Here is a 25337-nt window from a genome sequence, read left to right on the forward strand (position 1 = left end):
TCCATACCCTACGGGGTGAGAGGCACCCAGCAGAACACTGGGTCGATAGGCCGGACGTGGAAGCGGGGACGAAAGACCCGTGCAGCTGACCGGTACTAATCAGCCGACAACTTCAACACCAAACACTCTTGTGCTACGCGTCCACTGTGCGGTTCCCGAACCACCAACACCACACCCCCCACGGGGTGCCCCAGGTGTTGACACGGTTCAACAGAGTTACGGCGGTCACAGCGAAGGGGAAACGCCCGGTCCCATACCGAACCCGGAAGCTAAGCCCTTCAGCGCCGATGGTACTGCCCTGGAGACGGGGTGGGAGAGTAGGACGCCGCCGGACAACCCTTCACCGAAGGCCCATCCCACACGGGGTGGGCCTTCGGCATTTCCGCGCCCAGCACGCCGACTCGCTGGTGCCGCAGCACGCCGTGCAGAGCGCGTGCGAGAGTCGCCGACCGGACAGGACGCCACCGCGCGTCCGCCGTCGGGTGCGAAGCCAGGCTGCCGCATCGTGAGCAGGTCGCCGGTGACACGGCACGAGCCTCGTCGTCCCGTCGTGGGAGGATGGCCTGCGCAAACTCCAGAACGAGAGGGAACCCCGGTGAACGACACCCCCCGTGAGCCCGAGCCGGATCGTCCGTCCTCGGGCGACGACCGCGGCGGTCGCCGCGACCGTGACGGCCGGCAGGATCCTCCCCGTGAGGGACGTGGCCGGCAGGGCGGCGCGCCGTCGGGCGACCGCCGCGGCGGGCCCGCCCGGGGTGCGGGCCGAGGCGCCGCGGACCAGCGGGGCCGCGGCGAGGGCGGATACCGTGGTCGGCGCGACGACGACCGTGGCCGCCCGGGCGGTGACCGGCCCGCACGGGACGGGGCGAGCCGCGGTACCGGCGGACGCCCTGACCGCGACCGTCGCGACGGGTCTCGCGGCACCGGTGACACCCGGAGCGGCGACCGCTCCGAGCGTCGAGGTGCCTGGGGCGAGCGTGGCGACGCGTCGCGCGGTCCCCGGCGTGGGTACGGGGCAGCCCGCGACGACCGGTCACGTTCTCGTGACGCTGACACCGGGCCGCGTCCTTGGCGTGACGGTGCGGACCGTCCGGCACGGGGTGGCGACGCGGGTCGGGGTCGCTTCGACCGCGACTCCGCGGGCGGGCGCCGGGGACCGCGCGGACCGCGCGACGATCGCCGCGGCGGTGACCGTCCCGGCGGTGAGCGCCGAGGTCACGCCCCGCGCGCCGGGGCGGGTCGCGACCGCGAGGGCTTCGACCGCCGTCCCGAGCCCCGGCACCCTGCCGGCCCGGACCTGCCCGAGGACGTGCAGATCTCCCAGCTCGACCGCGCCGCGCGTGGGAGGCTGCGGACGCTGAGCAAGGACACCGCCGAGGTCGTCGGGCGCCACCTCGTCATGGCCGGCCGTCTCATCGACACCGACCCCGAGCTCGCGTACGAGCACGCCCAGGCGGCGGTGCGTCGGGCGGGTCGCGTCGACGTGGCGCGCGAGGCCGCGGGCCTGACGGCCTACCGGACCGGACGGTACGCCGAGGCCCTGCGTGAGCTGCGCACGGTGCGCCGTCTCAACGGGTCGTCGGAGCACCTGCCGATCATGGCCGACTGCGAGCGCGGTCTGGGGCGGCCCGAGCGCGCGCTCGCCCTCGCGTCGTCGGACGAGGCCGCGACCCTGGACGACGTCGGCCGGACCGAGCTGGCGATCGTCGTGAGCGGCGCGCGCGTCGACCTCGGCGAGCTCGACGCCGCCCTCGCGGCGCTCGACAACGTGCCGCCGGTCGGCCGCGGCGGCGAGCTCGGCGCCCGGGTGCTCCAGGCACGCGCGTCCGTCCTGGAGCTCGCCGGCCGCACGGAGGAGGCCGCCGAGATCCTCGCCGGCATCGACACCCGCCTGCTGGCGGCCGCGCTCGGCGAGGAGGACGAGGACGTCGTCGTCTACGACCTGAGCGAGGAGCTCGAGGAGGCGGACGAGGGTGCGGACGGCTCGGAAGAGCCCGACGCCACGACCGACGAGCCCGGCGGCGCTCCCGACGCGGACGAGGCCGGGCCGGTGTCGTCCGGCTCGGACGAGCGCGAGACGGACGAGCGCGAGACGGACGAGGGCGAGACGGACGGGGGCGACCGGTGAGCGCGGGCCTGCTCGCGAGCGACGTCGCGCTCGCCGACCGCTACGACCTCGCGCTCGTCGACCTCGACGGGGTCGCGTACCGCGGGCACGAGCCGATCGAGCACGCGTCCGAGGGCCTCACGGCCGCGCGGGGGCGCGGGATGCGGCTCGTCTTCGTGACGAACAACGCGTCCCGCGAGCCCGAGTCGGTCGCGGAGCAGCTCACCGGTCTCGACATCCCGACCACGCCGGACGAGGTGATGACCGCGGCGCAGGCCGCAGCGGCCCTCCTGCGGACCCGGCTCGAGCGGGGTGCGCGCGTCCTCGTCGTCGGTGGCGCGGGTCTGCTGACGGCGGTGCGCGAGGCGGGCTTCGTCGTCGTGGCGAGCGCGGACGACGAGCCGGACGCCGTCGCGCAGGGGTTCGCGCCCGAGCTCGGCTGGACCCAGCTCGCCGAGGCCGCCTACGCCGTCCAGCGCGGTGCCTGGCACGTGGCGAGCAACCTCGACCTGTCCCTCCCGACGGCCCGCGGGTTCGCACCGGGCAACGGGTCGCTCGTCGGGGCGGTGCGGGCCGCCACGGGCGTGACGCCCGACAGCGCCGGCAAGCCGTCGCCCACGATGTACGGCCTCGCGATCGACCGAGCGGGCGCGCGGGCGCCGCTGGTCGTCGGCGACCGCCTGGACACCGACCTCGCCGGAGCGCGTGCCGGGGGCTACCCCGGTCTGCAGGTGCTCACGGGCGTGAGCACCGCGCGGGACGCGATCCTCGCGGAGCCCGGGCTGCGGCCGCACTACGTGGGCGCGGACCTGCGCAGCCTCCTGGAGCCGCACCCCGCGCCCGAGCGCGGCGCCGAGGGCTGGTGGACGTGCGGTGACAGCGCGGCGCGCGTCGACGACGGCGCACTCCGGCTGGACGTGCGCGGCGCGGCGACGATCGACACGGTGCGTGCCGCGGCGTCGGCCGCCTGGGCGGCGGTCGACGAGGGCCTGCCCGTCGACCCGGCGAGCGTCCCCGACCTCCCGGTGGGGACGCACTGACGGCACGCGGGGCGGACCACGGCGGCGGCGCGCGGCGCGCGGCGTGCTTCCGGCACCGCGCGCGGTCGTCCGTGGGACGCTACCGGTAGCGTGGTCCGCGGTCCCGGGGCGACGCCCCGGGGCGACGAGCGACCAGACAGGAGGCAGGACATGTCGGACGGTCCGCAGCGACCCGTGCCCGGTCCGCCTGCGGGCCGCGCGGCCGACCCGGGCGTCGGCGATGCCGAGGGGTCGCTCGAGCCCGTGCTCGCCCGTCTCGCCGAGCTGGACGGCCTCGCGACCACCGACCACGTGGGGGTGCTGGAGGCCGTGCACGACGCGCTGGTCGCCGAGCTGGCCCGCGCGGAGGACTGAGCGTGGGGGAGCGGGACGGCGCCCGGCTGGACGGCGAGCTCGTCCGGCGCGGGCTCGCACGGTCACGTCGGCACGCGGCGGAGCTCGTCGCGGCGGGCCGCGTGACGCGTGCCGGGACGGTGCTGACCAAGCCGTCGACCGGCGTCGGCCCGGAGGACGTCGTCGAGGTGGCCCCCGACCCGCACGACCCGGGCTACGCGTCCCGGGCCGCGTTCAAGCTCGCGGGCGTCCTCGACGCGCTCGACGCGGTCGCGGGTGAGAGCTCGGCGGAGTCGGGGGCGCTGCCCCGCGGCCCGGTGGTCGACGGCGCGCGGTGCCTCGACCTCGGTGCGTCGACCGGGGGTTTCACCGACGTGCTGCTGCGGCGCGGCGCGCGCGAGGTCGTCGCGGTCGACGTGGGCCACGACCAGCTCGTGCCCGCGCTGCGCGCCGACCCGCGCGTCGTCGTGCACGAAGGGCTCAACGTGCGCGACCTGTCGCCCGCGCACGTGGGGGTCGTGCCCGACGTCGTGGTCGGCGACCTCTCGTTCATCTCGCTGGCGATGGTCCTGCCCGCGGTGGCCGGCGTCGTCGGGCCCGGGACGGACCTCCTGCTGCTCGTGAAGCCCCAGTTCGAGGTCGGCCGCGAGCGGCTCGGCAGCGGCGGGGTCGTGCGCGACCCGGCGCTGCACGTCGAGGTCGTCGCCGCGGTCGCGCGGCACGCCGCGCTGGTCGGCCTGCGGCCGCTCGCCGTCGTGCCGAGCCCGCTCCCCGGTCCGAGCGGCAACCGCGAGTACTTCTGGTGGCTGCGCGCGGGCGACCCGGGCCGGCCCGACGGCGCGGCGTTCGAGGGCGCCGCGGCGCAGGCCGTCGCGTGGCAGCCGGGGCCCGGCGGCGGCCCGCCCCCGGTCGTCGCGGTCGCCCGCGCCGCGGCTGCGTCCGCCGAGCTGTCCGTCGAACCGCCCGCCGAACCGCCCGCCGAGGCGTCCGCCCGACCTCCCGCCGGGGCCGTCCCGCCACCGGCACCGCACGCCGCACCGGGTGCGACCGAGACCACCGACCGACCCCTGACCGGAGGAGCAGCGTGACGCGACGCGTCCTGATCGTCACCCACGGCGGCCGCCCCGAGGCGGTCGTCGCGCTGCACGAGGCGGTGAGCGAGCTCGAGCGCGCCGGATTCGAGGTGACTCTGCACGACGACGACCTCGCGGAGTCGTTCGGCGACCACATGGCGCGCACGCGGGCGCGCGAGGGCGTCGCGGAGTCCGAGGTCGTCATCGTGCTCGGTGGCGACGGCACGATCCTGCGGGCCGCGGAGCTCACCCACGGCACGGGCGTGCCGCTCCTGGGCGTGAACCTGGGCCACGTCGGGTTCCTCGCGGAGAGCGAGCGCGAGGACCTGCGCGCGGCGGTCGGCCGCCTCGCGGCGTTCGACTACACGGTCGAGGAGCGCACGATCGTCGAGGTCCGTGCCTACCTGCCGGGAGAGCCGGAGCCGCTCGTCGGCTGGGCCCTCAACGAGGCGACGGTGGAGAAGGCGCAGCGCGAGCGCATGATCGAGGTCGTGCTCGGCGTCGACGGCCGCCCGCTCTCGTCGTTCGGGTGCGACGGCGTCATCACGGCCACCGCGACGGGGTCGACGGCGCACGCGTTCTCGGCCGGCGGGCCCGTGATGTGGCCCGAGGTCGACGCGGTGCTCGTCGTGCCGCTCGCGGCGCACGCGCTGTTCGCGCGCCCGCTCGTCGTCGGTCCTCGCTCGACGATCACGGTCGACGTGCTGCCGGACTCGGCGTCGTCGGGCGTCCTCACGTGCGACGGCCGCCGCCGCATCGACCTGCCGAACGGCTCGCGCGTCGAGGTGCGGCGCTCGGACACGCCGCTGCGTCTCGCGCGCCTGAGCACGGCGCCGTTCACGGACCGGCTGGTGTCGAAGTTCTCGCTGCCGGTGGTCGGGTGGCGCGAGCGCGCGGCGAGCGTCGCCGCGACGGCGGGCACCGCCGCGGAGCGCGCCGCCGCCGCTCCGGGCGGCGCGGGCGAGACGGCCAGGCTCCCGGGCGACGGGGGCACCACGGACGAGGAGGAGTGAGCGTGCTCGAGGAGATCGCGATCGAGAACCTCGGGGTCATCCGGTCGGCGCGCGTCCCGGTCGGCGCCGGGCTGACGGTGATCACGGGCGAGACGGGTGCCGGCAAGACGATGGTCCTCACCGGCCTCGGCCTGCTCATGGGCGGGAAGGCGGACCCGGCGACGGTGCGCCCGGGCGCGGCGAGCGCCGTCGTGGAGGGCCGGGTGCGCGTCGCGGACCGCCCGGCGGTCGCGCAGCGCGTCGACGACGCGGGCGGACAGGTCGACGACGACGGCTCGGTCGTCATCCTGCGCACGGTCGCCGCGGAGGGCCGCTCGCGCGCGCACCTCGGCGGGCGCAGCGTCCCGCAGGGCGTCCTCGCCGAGATCGCCGACGACCTCGTCACGGTGCACGGCCAGTCGGACCAGCTCCGGCTGCGGACCGCGAGCCGACAGCGCACGGCGCTCGACGCGTTCGCCGGGCCGCAGCACGCCGAGCTCCTCGGGCAGTACCGCGAGGCGTGGGCCGAGCGGTCGGCGCTGCAGGCGCAGATCGACGACATCGAGACGCGCGCCGGCGAGCGCGCCCGCGAGGCGGAGCTGCTGCGCCTCGGGCTCGCCGAGGTCGAGCGGGTCGCGCCCCAGCCGGGCGAGGACGTCGAGCTCACCGCGCTCGTCGCGCGGCTCGGGAACGTCGAGGAGCTCCGGGTCGCCGCGCAGCTCGCGCACGACGCCGTCGCGGGCGACGAGGCCGCGGAGCCGCAGGAGAACGCCGTCGTGTCGGTCGACCGCGCGCGCCGCGCGCTCGAGTCGGTGGCCGGGACGGACCCGGCGCTCGCCCGCCTCGCCGAGCGGCTCGCCGAGGTGGGGTACGTGCTGGCCGACGTGGCCACGGAGATCTCGGGCTACGTCGAGGACCTGGCGGCGGACCCGGCGGGTCTCGAGTCCGCGCACGCGCGCCTCGCCGAGCTGGGGACGCTCACGCGCAGCTACGGGGAGACGGTCGACGACGTCCTCGCCTGGGCGAGCGACGCGGGGCTGCGGCTCCTGGACCTGGACGACGGCGGCGAGCGGCTCCAGGCCGCGACGGTGCGCCGCGACGAGCTGGACGCGGAGCTGGACCGGCTCGGCACGGCGATCACGGCCTCGCGCGAGCGGGCCGCCGCCGAGCTCGCCGCGGCCGTGACCGACGAGCTGCGCGGGCTCGCGATGGGCGGGGCGAGCCTCGTCGTGGACGTCGAGCGGGCCGAGGAGCCCGGCCCGTGGGGCGTCGACGCGGTGACGTTCTCGCTCGTCGCGCACGCGGGCGCTCCCGCCCGCCCGCTGGGCAAGGGGGCGTCGGGCGGCGAGCTGTCGCGCGTCATGCTCGCGATCGAGGTCGCGCTCGCGACGGCCGCCGTCGACGGCACCGGCCAGGTGCTGCCCACGTTCGTGTTCGACGAGGTCGACGCCGGCGTCGGGGGCAAGGCGGCCGTGGAGGTAGGGCGGCGGCTCGCGTCGCTCGCGCGGCGCACCCAGGTCGTCGTCGTCACCCACCTCGCGCAGGTCGCCGCGTTCGCGGACGTGCAGCTCGTCGTGACGAAGGCGTCGGGCGAGGGCGACCCGTCGACCGCGGTCACGGTCACCGGTGTGCGCGAGGTCACGGGGGAGGAGCGCGTCCGCGAGCTCGCGCGGATGCTCTCGGGCCAGGAGGACTCCGACGCGGCCCGCCGCCACGCGGTGGAGCTTCTGGAGTCGTCGGTCGTGGGACGATAGGGCACGATGAGACTCACTCTGCGCAAAGCCTCCCTGCCGGAGGCCGGGTCCGGCACGCTCGGCCCGGCCAAGGTCGACGCGCGCACGAAGGCGCTCACGAAGCGGCTCAACCCGGGCGACGTCGCGGTGATCGACCACGTCGACATCGACCGGGTCGCCGCCGACGCGCTCGTCGCCGCGAAGCCGTCCGCCGTGCTCAACGCGGCGAAGTCGGTGTCGGGCCGCTACCCGAACCTCGGCCCCGACGTCCTCGTCGAGGCCGGCATCGTGCTCGTCGACGACCTCGGCCCCGCGATCATGGCGATCCCCGAGGGCCGCGTGGTGCGGCTCGACGGCGGCAAGGTCTACCTGGGCGACGACCTCGTCGCCGAGGGCGTGCTGCAGAGCGAGGAGACGGTCGCGCGCAGCCTCGAGGAGGCGCGCGCCAACCTCTCGGTCGAGATCGAGTCGTTCGCCGAGAACACGATGAACTACCTGCGCCGCGAGCGGGACCTCCTGCTCGACGGCGTCGGCGTCCCGGACATCCGTACGTCCATCGAGGGGCGTCAGGTCCTCATCGTCGTGCGCGGCTACCACTACCGCGAGGACCTCGCGACGCTGCGGCCCTACATCACCGAGTACCGCCCGGTGCTCATCGGCGTGGACGGCGGCGCGGACGCGATCCTCGACGCGGGGTGGAAGCCCGACATGATCGTCGGCGACATGGACTCGGTCTCCGACCGCGCGCTGAGCAGCGGCGCGGAGATCGTCGTGCACGCCTACCGCGACGGCAAGGCGCCCGGCCTCGAGCGCGTGCAGGAGCTCGGCGTCGAGCCCGTCGTCTTCCCGGCGACCGGCACGAGCGAGGACATCGCGATGCTCCTCGCCGACGACAAGGGCGCCGAGGTGATCGTGGCCGTCGGCACGCACGCGACGCTCGTCGAGTTCCTCGACAAGGGCCGTGCGGGCATGGCGAGCACGTTCCTCACCCGGCTCCGGGTCGGCGGCAAGCTCGTCGACGCCAAGGGCGTCTCGCGCCTGTACCGGCACCGGATCTCCAACCTCCAGCTCTGGCTCCTGTCGATCGCCGGGCTCCTCGCCGTCGTCGCGGCGCTGTGGTCGACGGCGGCGGGCCAGACGTTCTTCGGGATCGTGGGCGCCCGGTTCGACGACCTCTGGTCGTGGATCGGGACGCTCTTCTCGGGCGGCGGCTGATCCCGCCGGGCCGTCGTGGTCGACGGCCCGTGCACGTGCCTGCGGCCCGTGCCCTCCGGCGGCCAGCGCCGACCCTGACCCTTGCCAGCACGCAGCAGCTCGAACCGAAGGACACCACCGCACAGTGATCGACTTCAGGTACCACATCGTCTCGTTGATCTCGGTCTTCCTGGCGCTCGCCGTGGGGATCATCCTCGGCGCGGGCCCGCTCCAGGGCGCGATCGGCGACCAGCTCACCGGGCAGGTGGAGCAGCTGCGCACCGAGCGCAACGAGCTGCGCGACCAGCTCGACCAGGCGAACGTGACGCTCGGCGACGACGCACGGTACATCGAGGCCGCAGGTCCGCAGCTCGTCGCGGGCTCCCTCGAGGACCGTCGCGTGGCCGTCGTCGACCTGGACGGGCCGGACGACGAGCGCGACGACGCGATCGCCGCGCAGCTCGAGACGGCGGGTGCGTCCGTCGTCGGGCACGTGCGCCTCACGGACTCGTGGACGAGCCAGGACGAGGAGAGCGCGCGGCAGACGGTGGCCGAGGGCCTCGGCGACAAGCTGGGCGACGTCCCGCGGGACGCGACCCCCGAGCAGCGCCTGTCGCGCGCGCTCGCGCTGTCGCTCACCGGGGCGGCACCGTCGAGCACGGAGGAGCGCAGCCCCGAGGCGGTCGAGCTCGAGGCGCTGCTCGAGCGCTTCGCGCTCGTCGACGTGGTCTCCGAGCAGACGCTGCCGGCGGACGTGGTCCTGCTGCTCGGGGGCTCCGCGCCCTCGCCGGCAACCCCCGCCGCGGAGGGCGAGGAGCCGCCCGCACCCGACACCTACGCGGTCGACATCGAGGTCCAGGTGGCCGTCGCCGCGCAGGAGGTCGCCGGAGCCGCGCTGGTCGCCGGCCCGACGGCGGTCTCGGGCGACGTCGTCTCGACGATCCGCGCGAACGAGGACCTTGCCTCGACCGTCTCGACCGTCAGCGGCATCGAGGCCGAGCCGGGCCGGATCAACGTCCCGCTCGCGCTCGCCGCGCGGCTCGCGGACCAGGTGGGGCAGTTCGGGTTCGAGGAGAGCGCGACGGCCGTCCTCCCGCCCGCGGTCGAGCTCCCGGCGGTGACGCGCACGACGGCGTCCCCCACCGGCGCGCAGGACGCCGCGGCGGACGACACCACGGGCGAACCGGCCGGTGACGGGGCCGACGTCGAGCAGGCCGGCGACGGCGCGGGGGAGGGCTGACGTGGGGCGCGCGCTGCGCACGCTCGCGGCCGCCGGCGTCGCCGCGACGGTGACGGCCGCGGCACGCCGCACGGCCGGGTCGCGTGCGCCCGGGGGCGCGGAGCGATGGACCCGGACCAACCACCGGGGCGAGCCGATCAGCCTGCTCGAGGGCCCGGCCGTGGCCGCCGGCCTCGTCGCCGGCACGCTCGCGGCGGGAGGCGACGCCCGCACGCGCGCGGCGGTCGCCCTCGCGACGGCGAGCGCGGGCACGTTCGGCCTCGTCGACGACCTCGCGGAGGACACGACGAGCCGCACCAAGGGGCTGCGCGGCCACCTCGGCGCGCTCGCGCAGGGTCGGGTCACGACGGGTGCGCTGAAGATCCTCGGGATCAGCGGCGTCTCGCTCGTCGCGGCGGCGATCGGCACGCGACGCACGGGCGGTGCCTTCGGGCACCTCGTGGACGTGGGCGTGAACGGCGCGCTCATGGCCGGCACCGCGAACCTGCTCAACCTCCTCGACCTGCGGCCGGGGCGCGCCCTCAAGGCCGCCGGCGCGGCGTCGCTCCCGTACCTCGGCACCGCCGCCGCGCCGACGACGGGCGCCGTCCTGGGTGCCGCCGTCGCCGCGGCCCCGGGGGACCTCGGCGAGCGCGACATGCTCGGCGACTGCGGCGCGAACGCGCTCGGTGCCGCGCTGGGCTCCCAGGTCGCGCTCACGGCGCCCCGCCCGGTGCGCTGGCTCGCGCTCGCGGGCGTCGTGGGGCTCACCCTCGCGAGCGAGAAGGTGAGCTTCTCGAAGGTCATCGAGGGCAACGACGCGCTGCGGCGCGTGGACGCGTGGGGCCGGCGCCCGGCGTGAGCGCGCGGGCGGGGCGGCTGCGCGCCGCCACGGGCACCCTGGCGGGCGCCGCCGCGATGATCACGCTCGTGACGATCGCGAGCCGCCTCGTCGGGTTCGCACGGTCGCTCGTGCAGTCCGCCGCCGTCGGCACCGAGGGCGTCGGGTCGGCGTTCACGGCGGCGAACCTCCTGCCGAACGTGCTGTTCGAGGTCGCCGCGGGCGGCGCGCTCGCCGGCTCGGTGGTCCCGCTCCTCGCCGGGCCCATCGCCCGGCGCGCGGGCGGCGAGGTCTCGCGCATCGCCTCGGCCCTGCTCGGGTGGACGCTCGTCGTGCTCGTCCCGCTCGGGGCGCTGCTCGCGCTCCTCGCGCAGCCGATCGCCGGTCTCCTCATGCGCGAGCACCCGGAGCTCGTCGACGTCACGGCGACCTTCGTGCGCGTGTTCGCCCTCCAGGTCCCGCTGTACGGGCTCGCGGTCGTGCTCGGCAGCATCCTCCAGGCGCACAAGCGGTTCTTCTGGCAGGCGTTCTCGCCGCTCCTGTCGAGCCTCGCGGTCATCGTCGTCTTCCTCGTGTTCGCGGGTCTGGCGGGGGGCCACCAGAAGGACGTCGCCGCGTTGTCGGGCCAGGCCATCGCGTGGCTCGGCTGGGGCACGACGGCGGGCGTCGCCGTCCTCGCGCTGCCCCTCGTGCTCCCCGTGCACCGGCTGGGTGTCCGCCTGCGCCCCACGCTGCGCTTCCCGGGCGGCGAGGCGGTCCGGGCGCGCAACCTCGCGTTCGCGGGAGTCGGGGCGCTCGTCGCGCAGCAGCTCTCGGTGCTCGCGATCATGGGCGCCGCCTACGAGTTCGGACCGGAGCAGACCTTCCCGACCTACTGGTACGCCCAGCAGGTCTACCTGCTCCCGTACGCGGTGCTGGCCTTCCCGCTCGCGACGAGCACGTTCCCGCGCCTCGCGGAGCACGTCGCGCACGCCCGGCACGACGCCTACCGGCGCCTGCTCGCGACCACGACGCGCACGCTGCTCGTCGTCGCGGGGCTCGGCGTCGCGGCGCTGATCGCCGCGTCGGCGGCGGTCGAGGCGGTCTTCGCCCGCATCGCGACGGGCTCCGTCGACGGGCTCGGGGGAGCGGTCGCCGCGATGGCGGTGGGCATCGTCGGGTTCTCGCTGATCCTGCACCTGTCGCGCGCGCTGTACACGATCGACCGCCAGCGGGTCGCGGTCGTCGTGACGGCCGCGGGCTGGCTCGTCGTCGCGGCGACCGCGTACGTGCTCCCCGCCCTCACGGGTGCCCGCGACCAGGCCGGGGTGCTCCTGCAGCTCGGCCTCGCGACCGCGGTCGGGATGTCGGTCGCGGGCGCGGGACTGCTCCTCGCGACGCGGCGCCACGCCGGCCCGGACGCGACGCGCGGCGTCCCGCGCACGCTCGTCGTCGTCGCGGTCGGCGGGGCGCTGGGCGCGCTCGCGGGCTCGGCGCTGTCGAGCGTCCTGCTGCCCGACGACGCGGGCTGGCTGCCCGCCGTCGGCGTCGGCGCCCTCGCGGCCCTGGTCGCGGGCACGGTCGTGGTCGGCGTCTCGCTCGTCGGCGACCGCGCGGCCCTCCTGGGCGTCCTGCGGCGCGGGACGCCGAGCACCGGCGACCCGGCCGCGCCCGGGGCGGGCGACGCCGTCGGGCCCACGACGGACGCGCCTGCGGGGGACGAACCCACGACGGAGGTACCCGGCGACACGTCGCCGAGGTGACGCGCCCGTGACGCGCGCCGAGTCGCGCGTCGAGGCGAGGGAGACCTCGCCGTGCCGCCCGGTGTGAGCGGGCCGACCCTCGGGCCCGCGTGCCGTCGTCGGGCACGCTGTTAGGATGGAGTTCCGTGGCAGATCACCTGAACCGGCCCTCCTCCCGCCTCAACGCCTCGGGCGCTCGTACCGAGCACCGCACCGCGCACGTCTTCGTCACCGGCGGCGTCGCCTCCTCGCTCGGCAAGGGCCTCACGGCGTCCAGCCTCGGTCGTCTGCTCCGCTCGCGCGGCCTGCGCGTCACCATGCAGAAGCTCGACCCGTACCTCAACGTCGATCCCGGGACGATGAACCCGTTCCAGCACGGCGAGGTGTTCGTCACCGAGGACGGCGCCGAGACGGACCTCGACATCGGCCACTACGAGCGCTTCCTCGACGTCGACCTCGAGGCGTCCGCGAACGTCACGACCGGTCAGGTCTACTCCCAGGTCATCGCGCGCGAGCGGCGCGGCGAGTACCTGGGCGACACGGTCCAGGTCATCCCGCACATCACCGACGAGATCAAGACGCGTATGCGCGCCCAGGCCGGTGAGGACGTCGACGTCATCATCACCGAGATCGGCGGCACCGTCGGCGACATCGAGTCGCAGCCCTTCCTCGAGGCGGCCCGCCAGGTGCGCCACGAGCTCGGCCGGGACGACGTCTTCTTCCTCCACGTGTCGCTCGTGCCGTACATCGGTCCGTCGGGCGAGCTCAAGACGAAGCCCACGCAGCACTCGGTCGCGGCGCTGCGGTCCATCGGCATCCAGCCCGACGCGATCGTGCTGCGCGCGGACCGCGTGGTGCCCGAGCCGGTGAAGCGCAAGATCGCCCTCATGTGCGACGTCGACAACGAGGCGGTCGTCAACGCGATCGACGCGCCGAGCATCTACGACATCCCGCGCGTGCTGCACGCGGAGGGCCTCGACGCCTACGTCGTGCGCCGCCTCGGCCTGCCGTTCCACGACGTCGACTGGGACGGCTGGAGCCAGCTCCTCGAGCGCGTGCACCAGCCCGCCCACCGCGTCGAGGTCGCGCTCGTCGGCAAGTACATCGACCTCCCGGACGCCTACCTCTCCGTCACGGAGGCGCTGCGCGCCGGCGGGTTCGCGAACGACGCCAAGGTCACGATCCGCTGGGTCGCGTCCGACGAGTGCCAGACGCCCGAGGGCGCGGACGACGCGCTGCACGGCGTGGACGCCGTCCTCGTGCCCGGCGGGTTCGGCGTGCGGGGCATCGAGGGCAAGCTCGGTGCGCTGCGCTGGGCGCGCGAGCACAAGGTGCCGACCCTCGGCATCTGCCTCGGCCTGCAGTCGATGGTCATCGAGTACGCGCGCAACGTGCTCGGCATCGACGACGCGTCCTCGACCGAGTTCGACCCGGGCACGTCCCACCCCGTCATCGCGACCATGGAGGAGCAGCTCGCGATCGTCGGCGGCGACGGCGACCTCGGCGGCACGATGCGCCTCGGCTCCTACGAGGCCGCACTCACCCCGGGCTCGGTCGTCGCGAAGACCTACGGCGCGGAGCGCGTCACGGAGCGCCACCGCCACCGCTACGAGGTGAACAACACCTACCGCAAGCAGCTCGAGGAGGCGGGGCTCGTCATCAGCGGGACGTCGCCCGACTCGTCGCTCGTCGAGTTCGTCGAGCTCCCCGCGGACGTCCACCCGTACTACGTGAGCACGCAGGCGCACCCGGAGTTCAAGTCGCGCCCCACGCGCTCGCACCCGCTGTTCAGCGGCCTCGTCCGCGCCGCGCTCGAGAACCAGGCGGACTGAGTGGCCGGCGAGCACCCGGTCGTGGACGCGCTCGCGCCCCGGCCGGTCGTCGAGACGGCGCTCGTGCACGAGGGTCGCGTGTTCGACCTGCGGTCCGACGTCGTCGACCTCGGCGACGGCGGCCGCGTCACGCGCGAGTACCTCGACCACCCCGGTGCGGTCGCGATCGTCGCCCTCGACGCGGACGAGCGCGTCCTGCTGCTGCGCCAGTACCGCCACCCGGTGCGGCGCGAGCTGTGGGAGGTGCCCGCGGGCCTGCTCGACGTCGTGGGCGAGGACGGGCGCGTCGCCGCGGCCCGCGAGCTCGCCGAGGAGGCGGACCTGCGGGCGGCCCGGTGGGACGTGCTCGTGGACTACTTCACGACGCCCGGCGGGTCCAACGAGGCGCTGCGGGTGTTCCTGGCGCGCGACCTGTCGCCCGTGCCGGACGACGAGCGGTTCGCGCGCGAGGCGGAGGAGCTCGACATGGAGCTGCGCTGGGTCCCGCTCGACGAGGCGGTGTCCGCCGTCCTCGGGGGTGCGCTGCACAACCCGTCGGCGGTCGTCGGGATCCTCGCGGCCGCCACGTCGCGCGCGGGCGGCTGGGCCTCCCTGCGCCCCGCCGACGCGCCGTGGCCCGAGCGCCGCGGGGGCTGACGCGCCCTCGCGGGCGGGACGGCGTCGGCACCGAGGACTAGTGTTCTGCGTCGTGCGCCACCACGAGGACCTCCCGGCACCGCCCGAGGTGCTCGTGCGCGTCCTCGGGCCGGTCCGCGTGCCCGGGCCCGACGGCCGGGCGGTCGCCCCGCGCGGGCCGCGTGCGGCGGCGCTCGTGGTCGCGCTCGCGCTCGCGGGCGGTCGGACGCTCGGCGTGGCGTCGCTCGTCGAGGACCTGTGGGGCCCGGACGCGCCCCAGGACCCGCGCGCCGCGCTGCAGAGCCTCGTCTCGCGCCTGCGGCGCGACGCGGCGCCGGGGACCGTGCTGTCGCGCTCCGGGGGCTACGCGCTCGGCGCGCCGAGCGACCTCGACCTCGCACTTGGCGCGCTCGCCCGCGCGCGCGGCGCGCTCGCCCGGGCCCGGGAGGGCGGCCGGGACACCGACGGCGCCGCCGCGGTCGTCGCCGACCTGCGCGCCGCGCTCGCCTCGTGGAGCGACGAGGAGCCCGGCACGGGCGTGCCCGGTCCCGTCGCCCAGGCGCTGCGCACCGAGGCCGCGCGGCTCCGGGCCGGACTGACGGCCGCCCTGCGGTCGGCCGCGGCGTTCGCCGGGGACCACGTGACCGTGACGGCGCTGGCGTCCGCGGCGCTCGACGAGGACGCGACCGACGAGGACGCCGCGCGCGACCTCGTGACGAGCCTCGCGGCGTCGGGCCGGGAGGGCGAGGCCCTCGCCGCCTACGCGCGCCTGCGGCACGCGCTCGTCCGGGAGCTCGGCACCGACCCGGCCCCGGACATCCAGCAGCTCGCCGCAGACCTGCTCGGCAGGTCGTCGTCCGCGCCCGACGCGGTGCCCACCCGCGTGTCTGCCCCCGTGAACGTCCCCGTGCCCGGTCCTCCGGCCGAGCGCGGCGGTCCGGGGGACGGCGGGGGACCCCGCCCCGGCGGTGAGTCGCCGGTCGAGCCGGTCGGTCGCGCCACGTCCGTGCGTGGCCTGCGGGCGGCGCCGGACGCGCTCGTCGGCCGGGACGAGGACGTCGACGCCGTCCGGGACGCGCTCGCGCGGGCCCGGCTCGTGACCGTCCTCGGCCCCGGCGGTCTCGGCAAGACGCGCCTCGTGCAGGAGGTCGCGCGGCGCACGGCGGCGACCGGCTCGGTCGACCTGGTGGTCGTCGTCGAGCTCGCGGGCGTGCGCTCGGACGACGACGTCGTCGTGGCGCTGGCCGACGGCCTGGGCATCTCGCCGCCGGCCCGCACCGGGCGGCTCGCCGACCGCCTGGCCGCGCCCGAGCTGCGCGAGCAGGTGCTCGACCGGGTACGCGGACGCGCGGCGCTGCTCGTGCTGGACAACTGCGAGCACGTCCTCGACGGCGCCGCGCACTGGGCCGCCGACCTGCTCGGCGCGGCGCCCGGGCTCGTGGTGCTCACGACGAGCAGGTCGCCGCTCCGGCTCGCCGCCGAGCTCGTCTACCCGCTCGAGCCGCTCGGTGCGGCCGCGGGCGACGGTCCCGCCGTGCGCCTCTTCGTCGAGCGCGCGCACGCGGTCCGGCCGGGCGCGAGCCTGCCGCCCGCCGTCGTCGCGCGGCTGTGCGACCGCCTCGACGGGCTGCCGCTCGCCATCGAGCTCGCCGCGGCGCGCGTGCGGACCCTGAGCGTCGAGGAGGTGGAACGTCACCTCGACGAGCGCTTCGCGCTCCTGCGCTCCGGGGACCGGACCGCCCCGGACCGGCACCGCACGCTCGAGGCGGTGATCGAGTGGAGCTGGAACCTGCTGGGCCCGGCCGAGCAGGACCTGCTGTGCCGCGTCGCCGTCTTCCCGGACGGCTTCTCCGCCGAGGCGGCGCAGGCCGTGTCCGACGCCGGGAGCCGGGCGCCGTCGCGGGCGCCGGCCTGGGAGGTCCTCGACGCGCTCGACGGGCTCGTCGCGCAGTCGCTGCTGCGCGTCACCGAGGACGACGGCGTCGTGCGCTACCGGATGCTCGAGACGGTGCGCGAGTTCGGCGCCCTCCGGCTCGAGGCGACCGGGACGACGGGCCCGGCGCGCGAGGCCGTGCAGCGCTGGGCGGCCCACCTCGCGACGCGGTGCGCCGACGCGCTCGTGGGCGGGGACCAGGCCGCCGCGGCGACGGACCTGCGCCGCGAGCAGGAGAACCTCGTCTTCGCGCTCCGCGAGGCGGTGCAAGACGAGCGCCCCGACGTCGTCGTGCGCGTGTTCACCGCGCTCACCGGATCCTGGCTCCTGCTCGGCGTCGAGGACCAGGCCACCGGCCTCGTGGAGGTGGTCCTCGACTCGGTCGTCGGGTGGGACGTGCCGCCCGGCGACGTCCAGCCCGCCGCGCTCGCGCTCGCCGCCGTCGCGGGGGCGAGCGCGTTCGCCCGGCCCGAGCTGACGGCCCGCGCCCTCGGTCGCCTGCGCCGGCTGCTGCGACGCCCCGAGGCAGGGCCGCGGACCCGTGCCCTCGCCCGCCTGCTCACCGTCCGCAGCCAGGAGGAGATGGAGGCGACGCTCGCCGGGCTCCGCGCGTCCGACGACGCGTTCGTGGCGATGCTCGCCGAGTTCACGACGGCGCAGACCGCGGAGAACGAGGGTCGGCTCGCCGAGGCCCGGCGCTCGGGCGAGCGCGCGCACGACCGCGCGGTGGCCCGCGGCGACGTCGCGGCCCGCGCCACCACGGCGATGTTCCTCGCGTCGTGCGCGAGTGAGGCGGGGGACGCCGTGGACGTCGGGCGCTGGGCGCGCGCCGCGCGCGGCCACCTGCAGGCCCTCGGCGCGACGGCGACGCTGCAGCAGCTCGACTGGGTCGAGATGTCGGCCGCGGTGACGCTCGGGGAGACGGAGCGTGCCGAGCGGAAGCTCGCGGCGCTCGCGGGCGCGGTCGAGCACGGTCCCGTGGGCCCGGACGTCCCGGCGGACGTGCGGTCCGTCGTCGCGATGGCGCGCGCGGAGGTCGCGGCGCTGCACGGCGACGACGCCGCCGCCCTCGAGCTCTACGGGCAGGCCGCGGCGTCGTTCGACGGCGACGCGCGCTGGTCGCCCTGGTACGTGCTCCTCGTGTCGTCGTGGCTGGTGCGTCTCGCCGGGACCGGCGCCGGTGCCGGACCAGGGGCGTCCGCGGCCCGGGCGCGGGCCGCGGACGTCGCCGCGGAGCTCCGCGAGGTCGTGCTCGCGATGCACCGGGCCCGGCCGCACTTCGTCGACTACCCCGTCGCCGGGACGGCGTTCCTCGCGCTCGGTGTCGCCGCGGTGCTCGACGCCGGCCGGCACCCGGGGCCGGGAACGGGGGAGGGAGCCCTCCTCGTCGCGCTCGCCGAGCGGATGGGCTCGCGCCAGGACCAGCCCGCGCTGCGGCACGAGAGCGCGTGGGCCCAGGTCGCCGGAGCGGCGGGCGCGGACGCGGCGGAGCGCGCCCGGACGAGGGCTCGCGAGCTGTCCCGCGCGGACCTCGCCCGGCAGGGCTTCGCGCTGCTCGCCGCCGCGGACGCGGTCGACGACCCGACCGCTGCGGGCGGCCCGGACGACGACGGGGCCGGCGCCCGTCGGGGCGCCGACCCCGCCTGACGACGGCTCGGCCGTACCGCGTCAGGCCTTGCGCATGTAGGCCCGCACGGTGAGCGGTGCGAAGACCGCCACGATGACGGCGGCCCCGACGAGCGAGACCACGGCGTCCGACCCCAGGCTGCCGGTGTTCGCGAGCTCGCGGACCGCGGTGACGAGGTGCGACACCGGGTTCACGGCGACGAAGCCCTGGAGCCAGCCCGGCATCGTGTCGGGCTGCACGAACGCGTTCGACAGGAACGTCAGGGGGAACAGGACGATCATCGAGATGCCCTGCACGCTCGACGCGGTCCGCGCGACGACGCCGAAGAACGCGAAGATCCAGCTCACCGCCCACGAGCAGACGATGACGAGCAGGCCCGCGAGCACGACCGCCCCGAGCCCGCCGCCGGGCCGGTAGCCCATGACGTAGCCCATCGTGAACGTGAGCGTCGTCGCGATGAGGTACCGGACGGTGTCGGCGAGCAGCGCGCCGGACAGCGGCGCGATCCGGGCGATGGGCAGCGACCGGAACCGGTCGAACACGCCCTTGTCCATGTCCTCGCGGAGCTGGGTGCCCGTGACGACCGACGTCGTGATGACGGTCTGCACGAGGATGCCGGGGATGATCGTCGGGAGGTAGCTCCCGACGTCGCCCGCGATCGCCCCGCCGAAGATGTACGTGAACATCAGCGTGAAGAGGATCGGCTGGAGCGTCACGTCGAACAGCTGCTCCGGCGTGCGCTTGATCTTCAGCAGACCGCGGTAGGCCATCGTCAGGGTGTGCTCGGCGGTCGCGCGGAGCGACGGCCGGTCCGCGAGGACGCGGTCGGCGCCCGCCTCGATCCGGCGTCGTGCCGTCGGGACGGCCGGTGCGGTGGTCGTGGTGGTGGTGCTCATCGCAGCGCCGCCTCTCGTGTCGTGGCCGCGCGGTCGCCGCGCGGGCGGGGGCCGGGGTCCGTCGGGCCGGGGTCGTCGTCGGCCGGGGTGTCCGCCGCGGTGCCGTGCCCCGTGAGCGTGAGGAAGACCTCGTCGAGGCTGGGCTTGTCCATGCTCAGCGAGCCGACCTCGATCCGGGCCTCGCGCAGGCGCACGAGGAGGTCGGTCACCGAGCCCGGTCCGGGCACGGGGACGGTGAGCCGTCGGGCCTCGGGGGAGACGGTCGCGGTGAGGCCGAGGGTGCGCTCGACGATCTCCAGCGCGGGCCCCACGTCGTCGCCGTGGGCGAGCGAGAGCTGTAGCGACTGGTCGCCGACGGCGTCCTTGAGGTCGTCCGCGGTGCCCTCCGCCACGACGCGCCCGCGGTCGATCACCGCGATGCGGTCCGCGAGCTGGTCCGCCTCGTCGAGGTACTGCGTCGTCAGCAGGACCGTCGAGCCGCTCGCGACGAGGTCGCGGATCGTGCCCCACATCTGGGCGCGCGTGCGCGGGTCGAGGCCCGTCGTCGGCTCGTCGAGGAAGATGAGGGGCGGCTGGGCGATGAGGCTCGCGGCGAGGTCCAGCCGGCGGCGCATGCCGCCCGAGAAGTTCTTCAGCGGTCGCGACGCCGCCTCGGAGAGCCCGAACGCGTCGAGCAGCTCCACGGCCTTGCGCCGCGCCTGCCCGCGCGAGAGTCCCAGCAGCCGCCCGAAGATCACGAGGTTCTCCGTCGCGCTGAGCGTCTCGTCGACGGACGCGTACTGACCTGTCACGCCGATGAGCTGGCGCACCCGGTGGGGGTGCGCGACGACGTCGTGCCCGAACACCCGGGCCTGCCCGGCGTCGGGACGCAGGAGCGTGGCGAGCATGCTGATGGTCGTCGTCTTGCCGGCGCCGTTGGGCCCGAGGACCCCGTAGACGGTGCCCGTGCGCACGGTGAGGTCCACGCCGTCGACGGCGCGGTGCGCGCCGAAGACCTTCACGAGGCCCTCGGCCTCGATCGCGGGGATGGTCATGTGTCCTCCTGGTCGGTGGGTTACGACCAGGCTGGACGGGCGGCCTCGCACCGCGCTGTCACGGGAGCGCGGCCCGCTGTCACGCCGCTGTCACGCCGACGCGCAGCCGGCGTCCTCGGGGGCGCGTGCTAGCGTCGACGGCGGTCGTGAACGAGCCGAGGAGGTGAGCCCCGTGAACCCTGTGTCCGTACCGGGCGCTCCCTCGCTGCCCACGATCGCGCGACGGCCGTAGCCGTCCCCGGGAGCGCTCGCCGCACCATCGCGAGAGGCGACTCCCATGAGCACCACCACACCTTCTTCTGCACCCGGCTCCTCAGCAGGCGCCGCGGCCCCCGGCCCGGCGGCAGTCCCGGTCCCGGTCCCGGTCCCGGTCCCGGCCCCGACGACTGGCGAACGCGCCCTCGTGCTCGGGGGCGGCGGGTCCACCGGCAACGCGTGGCTGATCGGCGTCGTCGCCGGTCTCGCCGACGCCGGGGTCGACGTCACGACTGCCGACCTCACGGTCGGGACGTCGGCCGGCGCCACCACCGCGGCGCAGCTTGCCGGCGCGACGCCCGCCGAGCTCTACGCCGCCGTCGTCGCCGGAGCCCCGCCGCGGCGCGCACCGGCTCCCGGGCGCGACGACCGCCGGGAGCGGACGCGCCAGGCGGCGGACCAGATGGCGCGTACGGCCGCGCTCATCGCCGCGTCGCGCGACGCGGCGGACATGCGGCGCCGGCTCGGCGCCGCGGCGCTCGACCTCCCGGCGGCCTCGGACGCGTCCGCGCAGGAGCACTGGCGGGCGACGGTCGCGCCGCGCCTGCCGAGCATGGCGTGGCCGCGCCGCGCGCTTCTCCTCACCGCGGTCGACGCGCGGACCGGCGCACCGGTCGTCCTCGGCGCGCACAGCGGGGTCGACCTGGTGGACGCGGTCGCGGCGAGCTGTGCGGGCGGGTTCGCGTACGGCGTCGGGCCGGACCGGTTCATCGACGGCGGGTACCGCCGCAACGAGAACGCCGACGTCGCGGCGGGGTACCGCCGCGTGCTCGTGCTGTCGCCGCTGGGCGGCAGGACGCGCACGCCGCGGGAGTGGGGCATGCAGCTCGACGCGCAGGTCGCGGAGCTGCGCGCGCAGGGCAGCGCAGTCGAGACGCTCGTCCCCGACGGGTCCGCCGAGGGGCTCGTGGGACCGCGGGCGATGGACCTGACGCTGCGCCCGTCCGCCGCCCGCGCGGGACACGCCCAGGGCGTGGAGGCCGCCGACCGCGTCGCGCGCCTCTGGCGCTGAGCGCGGGCCCGGTCCGGCGCGTCGTCCGTCGACGCGCCGGACCCCGGTGTCAGGCGCGCGTGCGGGTCGTGAGGACGACGCGCGTGGACCCGGCGACGAGCAGCGCCGAGCCGAGCATGTGCAGGCCCACGAGCAGCGCGGGCAGGCCCGTGAAGTACTGGACGTAGCCGATCGCGCCCTGGGCGAGCGTGATGGCGAGCAGGATCCACCCGGCGCGACGCACCTCCTGCGGCCCGCGGCGGACGCTCACGAGGTACGCGACGAGGACGGCGACGAAGACCCACACGGCCCACGCGTGGACCTTGCTCATGAGCGCCGGGTCGACGGCGAACCGGTACCCGACCTCCTCGTCACCGCTGTGCGGGCCCGCGCCCGTGACGATCACACCGAGGACCACGACGACCGCGGTGAGCCCGTACAGCGCCCACGCGAGCGCGCGCGAGCGCGGCGCGACCGTCGGGACGGGCGGGCCGTCGCCCTCCCCGGAGCGGTGCAGCAGCAGCAGCGAGACGGACACGAGCGCTGCCGAGACCACGAAGTGGAGCGACACCCAGCCCGGGTGCAGGTGCAGCAGCACGATGACGCCGCCGATGACCGCCTGCGCGGCGACGCCGAGGAGCGGCACGGCGCCCAGGAGCCGGTAGGACAGGACGCGCGAGCGGTCGGTCCACACGAGCACGAGGGCCGCGATCGCGATGACGCTCAGCACCCCGGTGAGCGTGCGGTTCCCGTACTCGACGAACTGGTGGTACGTCGTCTCCGGGTGGAAGCGCGCCGCGAACTGCCCGGGCTCGCACTGCGGCCACGTGGAGCACCCGAGGCCCGAGCCGGTCAGCCGGACGGCGCCGCCGGTGACGATGATGCCGATCTGCGCCACGAGGTTGGCGACGAGCACCGGCCGGGTCCAGCGGCGCAGCGGCGCGAGCCGGTCCGGACGGGCGACGCCGTCGCCGGCGGGGCGGTCGGTCGTGCCGGGGTCGAGCGCGGGGGGCGGGGTGCTCACGGTCCCACGGTATCGGGACGCGCGCGCAGCCCCGGAATCCTGCGGGTGTGAGATGTGCCCGGAGCGGGTCAGGTCCAGCGGAAGAGCTTGCCCGCGCCCCAACCGAGCGCGGCGGTCCAGCCCAGCAGCACGACGACCGAGAACGGCGGGACGGAGCCGTCGAGCAGGGCGCCGCGCATCGCCTCGCCGAGCGCGCCCGACGGGAGCAGCAGGGCGACGTGCGCGAGCGGCCCGGGCAGCTGATCGGCCGGGACGAGCACACCGCCGCCGACCGTGAGGAGCACGAGCACGAGGTTCGCGACCGCGAGCACGCCCTCGGCACGCAGCGTGCCCGCGAGCAGCATCGCGAGCGACGTGAACGCCGCGGTGCCGAGCAGGACGGCGAGGAGCGCGGCCGGGATCCCCGCGACGTCGGGCTGCCAGCCGAGCGCGAGCGCGACGGCGGTGATGACGACGACCTGCACGACCTCGACCGCGAGCACGCCCAGCACCTTGCCCGCGAGCAGGCCGCCCCGGCCGAGGGGGGTCGTCGACATGAGGCGCAGCACGCCGTTGCGGCGGTCGAACGCGGTCGCGATGGCCTGGGACGTGAACGCCGTCGACATCACGGCGAGCGCGAGCACGCCCGGCGTCACGAAGTCGACGCGCGACGCACCGCCCGTGTCGAGGTCGACGAAGGACGTGAGCACGAGGCCGAGCAGGAGCATGACGGGCAGGATGATCGTCACGAGCAGCTGCTCGCCGTTGCGCAGGATCATCCGGGTCTCGAACGCCGTCTGGGCGGCGACGCGGCGCCACGCGGGCGCGGCGAGCTCGGTTCCGGCCGACCCCCGGGCCGCGGCGGTGGCCGACGGCGTCTCGTTCGCGGTCATCGCAGGTGCCGTCCCGTGAGGTCGAGGAACACGTCCTCGAGCGTGCGGCGGCCCACCGTGACGCGCGACGCGAGGACGCCGCGCGCGGCGAGCCACGTCGTCAGCGCGACGAGCGTCGCCGGGTCGGCGGGGCCGGTGAGGGTGTACGAGCCGGGCTGCGGCTCGGCGACGGTCCACGACCCGGGGCCGGGGGCGCCGTCGGGCGCGGCGAGCGCGTCGCGCAGGCCGCCGAGGTCCAGGCCGGCCGTCGCCTCGACGCGGACCGTGCGGTCGGTCTCGCCGTCGGCGCCGGACTCGAGGAGGTCGCGCGTCGCGCCCGCCGCGATGACCTTCCCGTGGTCGACGACGTACACCTGGTCCGCGAGGTCCTCCGCCTCGTCCATGAGGTGCGTCGTGAGGACGATCCCGACCCCCTCGGCCCGCAGCTCGCGCACGAGCTCCCACACGGCGTGCCGGCTCTGCGGGTCCATGCCCGCGCTCGGCTCGTCGAGGAAGACGACCTCGGGCCGCCCGACGATCGCCGCGGCGAGCGCGAGGCGCTGCCGCTGGCCGCCGGACAGGCGCCGGACGGTCGTGCGCGCGAAGCTCTCCAGCCCGAGGCGCTCGGTGAGCTCGCCGACGTCGCGCGGCCGGGCGTACATCGACGCGACGTGCCGCAGCATCTCCAGCGCGCGCACGCCCGTCGGCAGCCCGCCGTCCTGGAGCATGACGCCCACGCGGGGACGCAGCTCGCGCGCGTCGGTCAGCGGGTGCAGCCCGAGCACCTCGACGCGCCCGGCGTCGGGGGAGCGCAGGCCCTCGCAGCACTCGACGGTCGTCGTCTTGCCTGCGCCGTTGGGGCCGAGCACCGCGGTGATCGCGCCACGCTCGGCGGTGAGGGACACGCCGTCGACGACGGCACGACCGTCGTAGCGCTTGACGAGGTCGTGCACGAGCACGGCGGGGGCGGGCACCCGGCCGATTCTAGGGGGAGCGCGCGCGCCCGCCGACCCGCGCCCGCCCTGGTCGCGCGGGGTGTCGCGTACGCCACATCCGCCGTGTCAGGGCCCCGTCTGAGGGTCGCCTTGCTTGCGCCGGAACAATTAGGGAACAACCATGTTGTCTATATCGAGGGCGCTGCGCGCGCAGGCGTGCCCCCGACCGACCACGGAGGTGAGCATGGGAGCAGGAGCCGTCCGACCGGACGCGCTGCGTACCGGCGCCCCCTCCGGCGCGCCCGCTGCCGACGTCGACCGGCGCACGCGCGAGCGCGTGCTCGAGCTCGTCGCGAGCGCGGGCCCCGTCAGCGCGGCCGACCTCGCTGCGACGCTGGGCCTCACGCCCGCCGCGGTGCGCCGCCACCTCGCCCTCCTCGAGGAGGACGACCTCGTCGCCGTGCACGACGCCGGGCACCCCACCGGGATGCGCGGCCGCCCCGCGCGGCGGTACGTGACGACGTCGGCCGGCCAGGGCGAGCTCAGCGGCACCTACGCCGACCTCGCCGCGCAGGCGCTGCGCTACCTGCGCGACGTCGCGGGACCGGGCGCCGTCGAGCGCTTCGCCCAGGACCGGCTGTCCGAGCTCGCCGACCGCTACGCGGACCGGCTCGACGCGCCGGACGTCGAGGGCCGCGCCGCCCAGCTCGCCGCCGCGCTCGCCGACGACGGCTACGCCGCGAGCGTGCGCCCCGTGCCGGGCACCTCCGCCGTCCAGCTGTGCCAGGGGCACTGCCCGGTCCAGCACGTCGCCGAGGAGTTCCCGCAGCTGTGCGAGGCGGAGGCCCAGGTCTTCGCCAAGCTCCTCGGCTCGCACGTGCAGCGCCTCGCGACCCTCGCGACGGGCGCGCACGCGTGCACCACGAACGTGCCGGTCGGGATCTCCGTCCCGGCCCCCGCACCGCGGGTGGCGCGAGCCGCCCTGGCCCACGACGTCCGGGCGCGGGGGCGCCCGTCGTCGGGCGAGACCTGACCCCGAGGGGCGCCCCGCCCCGCCCGCACGACCTCCCCCGAAGAACCTGTACCGACTG

20 protein-coding genes and 2 rRNA genes are annotated in these 25337 nt (G+C 76.3%); 17 read left to right on the forward strand and 5 right to left on the reverse strand.

Annotated features, from left to right (window positions below):
* From MT994_RS12015 to MT994_RS12085, 15 genes are all read left to right on the forward strand, one after another.
* Window positions 1–119, forward strand: a 23S ribosomal RNA gene (locus MT994_RS12015); the annotation flags it as partial.
* Between the two features lie 98 nt (window positions 120–217).
* Window positions 218–334: ribosomal RNA gene (gene rrf, locus MT994_RS12020) — 5S ribosomal RNA — on the forward strand.
* 975 nt (window positions 335–1309) lie between these two features.
* Entirely contained in the window at window positions 1310–2128 is an 819-nt protein-coding gene (locus MT994_RS12025) for a hypothetical protein (protein ID WP_340698655.1), read from the forward strand.
* Window positions 2125–3147 (forward strand): HAD-IIA family hydrolase, encoded by a 1023-nt coding sequence (locus MT994_RS12030; protein WP_354806441.1) that lies wholly within the window; start codon window positions 2125–2127, stop codon window positions 3145–3147. The genes MT994_RS12025 and MT994_RS12030 overlap by 4 nt, the downstream gene beginning before the upstream one ends.
* Before the next feature lie 150 nt (window positions 3148–3297).
* Window positions 3298–3501: a hypothetical protein gene (locus MT994_RS12035; RefSeq protein WP_354806443.1), complete on the forward strand. Its 204-nt coding sequence runs from the start codon at window positions 3298–3300 to the stop codon at window positions 3499–3501.
* A 2-nt stretch (window positions 3502–3503) separates the two neighbouring features.
* Window positions 3504–4568: a TlyA family RNA methyltransferase gene (locus MT994_RS12040; protein WP_354806444.1), complete on the forward strand. Its 1065-nt coding sequence runs from the start codon at window positions 3504–3506 to the stop codon at window positions 4566–4568.
* On the forward strand, window positions 4565–5566 hold the full coding sequence (locus tag MT994_RS12045; protein WP_354806445.1) for an NAD kinase: 1002 nt from the start codon (window positions 4565–4567) through the stop codon (window positions 5564–5566). The genes MT994_RS12040 and MT994_RS12045 overlap by 4 nt, the downstream gene beginning before the upstream one ends.
* A 2-nt stretch (window positions 5567–5568) precedes the next feature.
* Window positions 5569–7299, forward strand: a complete 1731-nt coding sequence (gene recN, locus MT994_RS12050) for a DNA repair protein RecN (protein ID WP_354806446.1) — start codon at window positions 5569–5571, stop codon at window positions 7297–7299.
* 6 nt (window positions 7300–7305) lie between these two features.
* A complete protein-coding gene (gene steA / locus MT994_RS12055) occupies window positions 7306–8493 on the forward strand; it encodes a putative cytokinetic ring protein SteA (RefSeq protein ID WP_021482582.1) in 1188 nt (395 codons plus the stop codon).
* A 124-nt stretch (window positions 8494–8617) separates the two neighbouring features.
* Window positions 8618–9712, forward strand: coding sequence for a copper transporter (locus MT994_RS12060; RefSeq protein WP_354806447.1), 1095 nt, complete (start codon window positions 8618–8620; stop codon window positions 9710–9712).
* Window position 9713: 1 nt separating this feature from the next.
* Window positions 9714–10553, forward strand: a complete 840-nt coding sequence (locus MT994_RS12065) for a hypothetical protein (RefSeq protein ID WP_354806448.1) — start codon at window positions 9714–9716, stop codon at window positions 10551–10553.
* A complete protein-coding gene (locus MT994_RS12070; protein WP_354806449.1) occupies window positions 10550–12274 on the forward strand; it encodes a lipid II flippase MurJ in 1725 nt (574 codons plus the stop codon). The genes MT994_RS12065 and MT994_RS12070 overlap by 4 nt, the downstream gene beginning before the upstream one ends.
* Window positions 12275–12411: 137 nt before the next feature.
* Complete coding sequence (locus MT994_RS12075) at window positions 12412–14085, forward strand: CTP synthase (RefSeq protein WP_228485407.1); 1674 nt, start codon at window positions 12412–12414, stop codon at window positions 14083–14085.
* Window positions 14086–14721, forward strand: coding sequence for an NUDIX hydrolase (locus tag MT994_RS12080; RefSeq protein WP_354806450.1), 636 nt, complete (start codon window positions 14086–14088; stop codon window positions 14719–14721). It abuts the gene before it with no gap.
* Window positions 14722–14773: 52 nt separating this feature from the next.
* The gene (locus MT994_RS12085) at window positions 14774–18280 is read left to right on the forward strand and encodes a BTAD domain-containing putative transcriptional regulator (RefSeq protein WP_354806451.1); all 3507 of its coding nucleotides are present in this window, start codon (window positions 14774–14776) and stop codon (window positions 18278–18280) included.
* A gap of 21 nt (window positions 18281–18301) precedes the next feature.
* Here the strand turns inward: MT994_RS12085 and MT994_RS12090 are convergent, their stop codons facing one another.
* Window positions 18302–19156, reverse strand: a complete 855-nt coding sequence (locus MT994_RS12090; protein WP_144682576.1) for an ABC transporter permease — start codon at window positions 19154–19156, stop codon at window positions 18302–18304.
* Window positions 19153–20190, reverse strand: coding sequence for an ATP-binding cassette domain-containing protein (locus MT994_RS12095; RefSeq protein ID WP_194522543.1), 1038 nt, complete (start codon window positions 20188–20190; stop codon window positions 19153–19155). Before MT994_RS12095 ends, MT994_RS12090 begins: the two co-directional genes overlap by 4 nt.
* A gap of 277 nt (window positions 20191–20467) precedes the next feature.
* Here MT994_RS12095 and MT994_RS12100 point away from each other — a divergent pair, with 277 nt between their 5' ends.
* The gene (locus MT994_RS12100; RefSeq protein WP_354806453.1) at window positions 20468–21457 is read left to right on the forward strand and encodes a patatin-like phospholipase family protein; all 990 of its coding nucleotides are present in this window, start codon (window positions 20468–20470) and stop codon (window positions 21455–21457) included.
* A 49-nt stretch (window positions 21458–21506) separates the two neighbouring features.
* Here the strand turns inward: MT994_RS12100 and MT994_RS12105 are convergent, their stop codons facing one another.
* The 3 genes from MT994_RS12105 to MT994_RS12115 form a co-directional block, all read right to left on the reverse strand.
* Window positions 21507–22373: a COX15/CtaA family protein gene (locus MT994_RS12105; protein WP_233140080.1), complete on the reverse strand. Its 867-nt coding sequence runs from the start codon at window positions 22371–22373 to the stop codon at window positions 21507–21509.
* A gap of 155 nt (window positions 22374–22528) precedes the next feature.
* Window positions 22529–23218 carry an ABC transporter permease gene (locus MT994_RS12110; RefSeq protein ID WP_240696619.1) on the reverse strand — a complete coding sequence of 230 codons (690 nt, stop codon included), beginning with the start codon at window positions 23216–23218 and terminating at the stop codon, window positions 22529–22531.
* A gap of 110 nt (window positions 23219–23328) precedes the next feature.
* Window positions 23329–24285: an ABC transporter ATP-binding protein gene (locus MT994_RS12115; protein WP_076404970.1), complete on the reverse strand. Its 957-nt coding sequence runs from the start codon at window positions 24283–24285 to the stop codon at window positions 23329–23331.
* Window positions 24286–24490: 205 nt separating this feature from the next.
* Between MT994_RS12115 and MT994_RS12120 the strand changes: the two genes are divergently transcribed.
* The gene (locus MT994_RS12120; protein ID WP_354806454.1) at window positions 24491–25279 is read left to right on the forward strand and encodes a crosslink repair DNA glycosylase YcaQ family protein; all 789 of its coding nucleotides are present in this window, start codon (window positions 24491–24493) and stop codon (window positions 25277–25279) included.
* Window positions 25280–25337: the final 58 nt, after the last annotated feature.

The organism is Cellulosimicrobium sp. MI9406, assembly GCF_040595865.1.
In the GTDB taxonomy this organism is placed as follows: Bacteria; Actinomycetota; Actinomycetes; order Actinomycetales; family Cellulomonadaceae; genus Cellulosimicrobium; species Cellulosimicrobium funkei.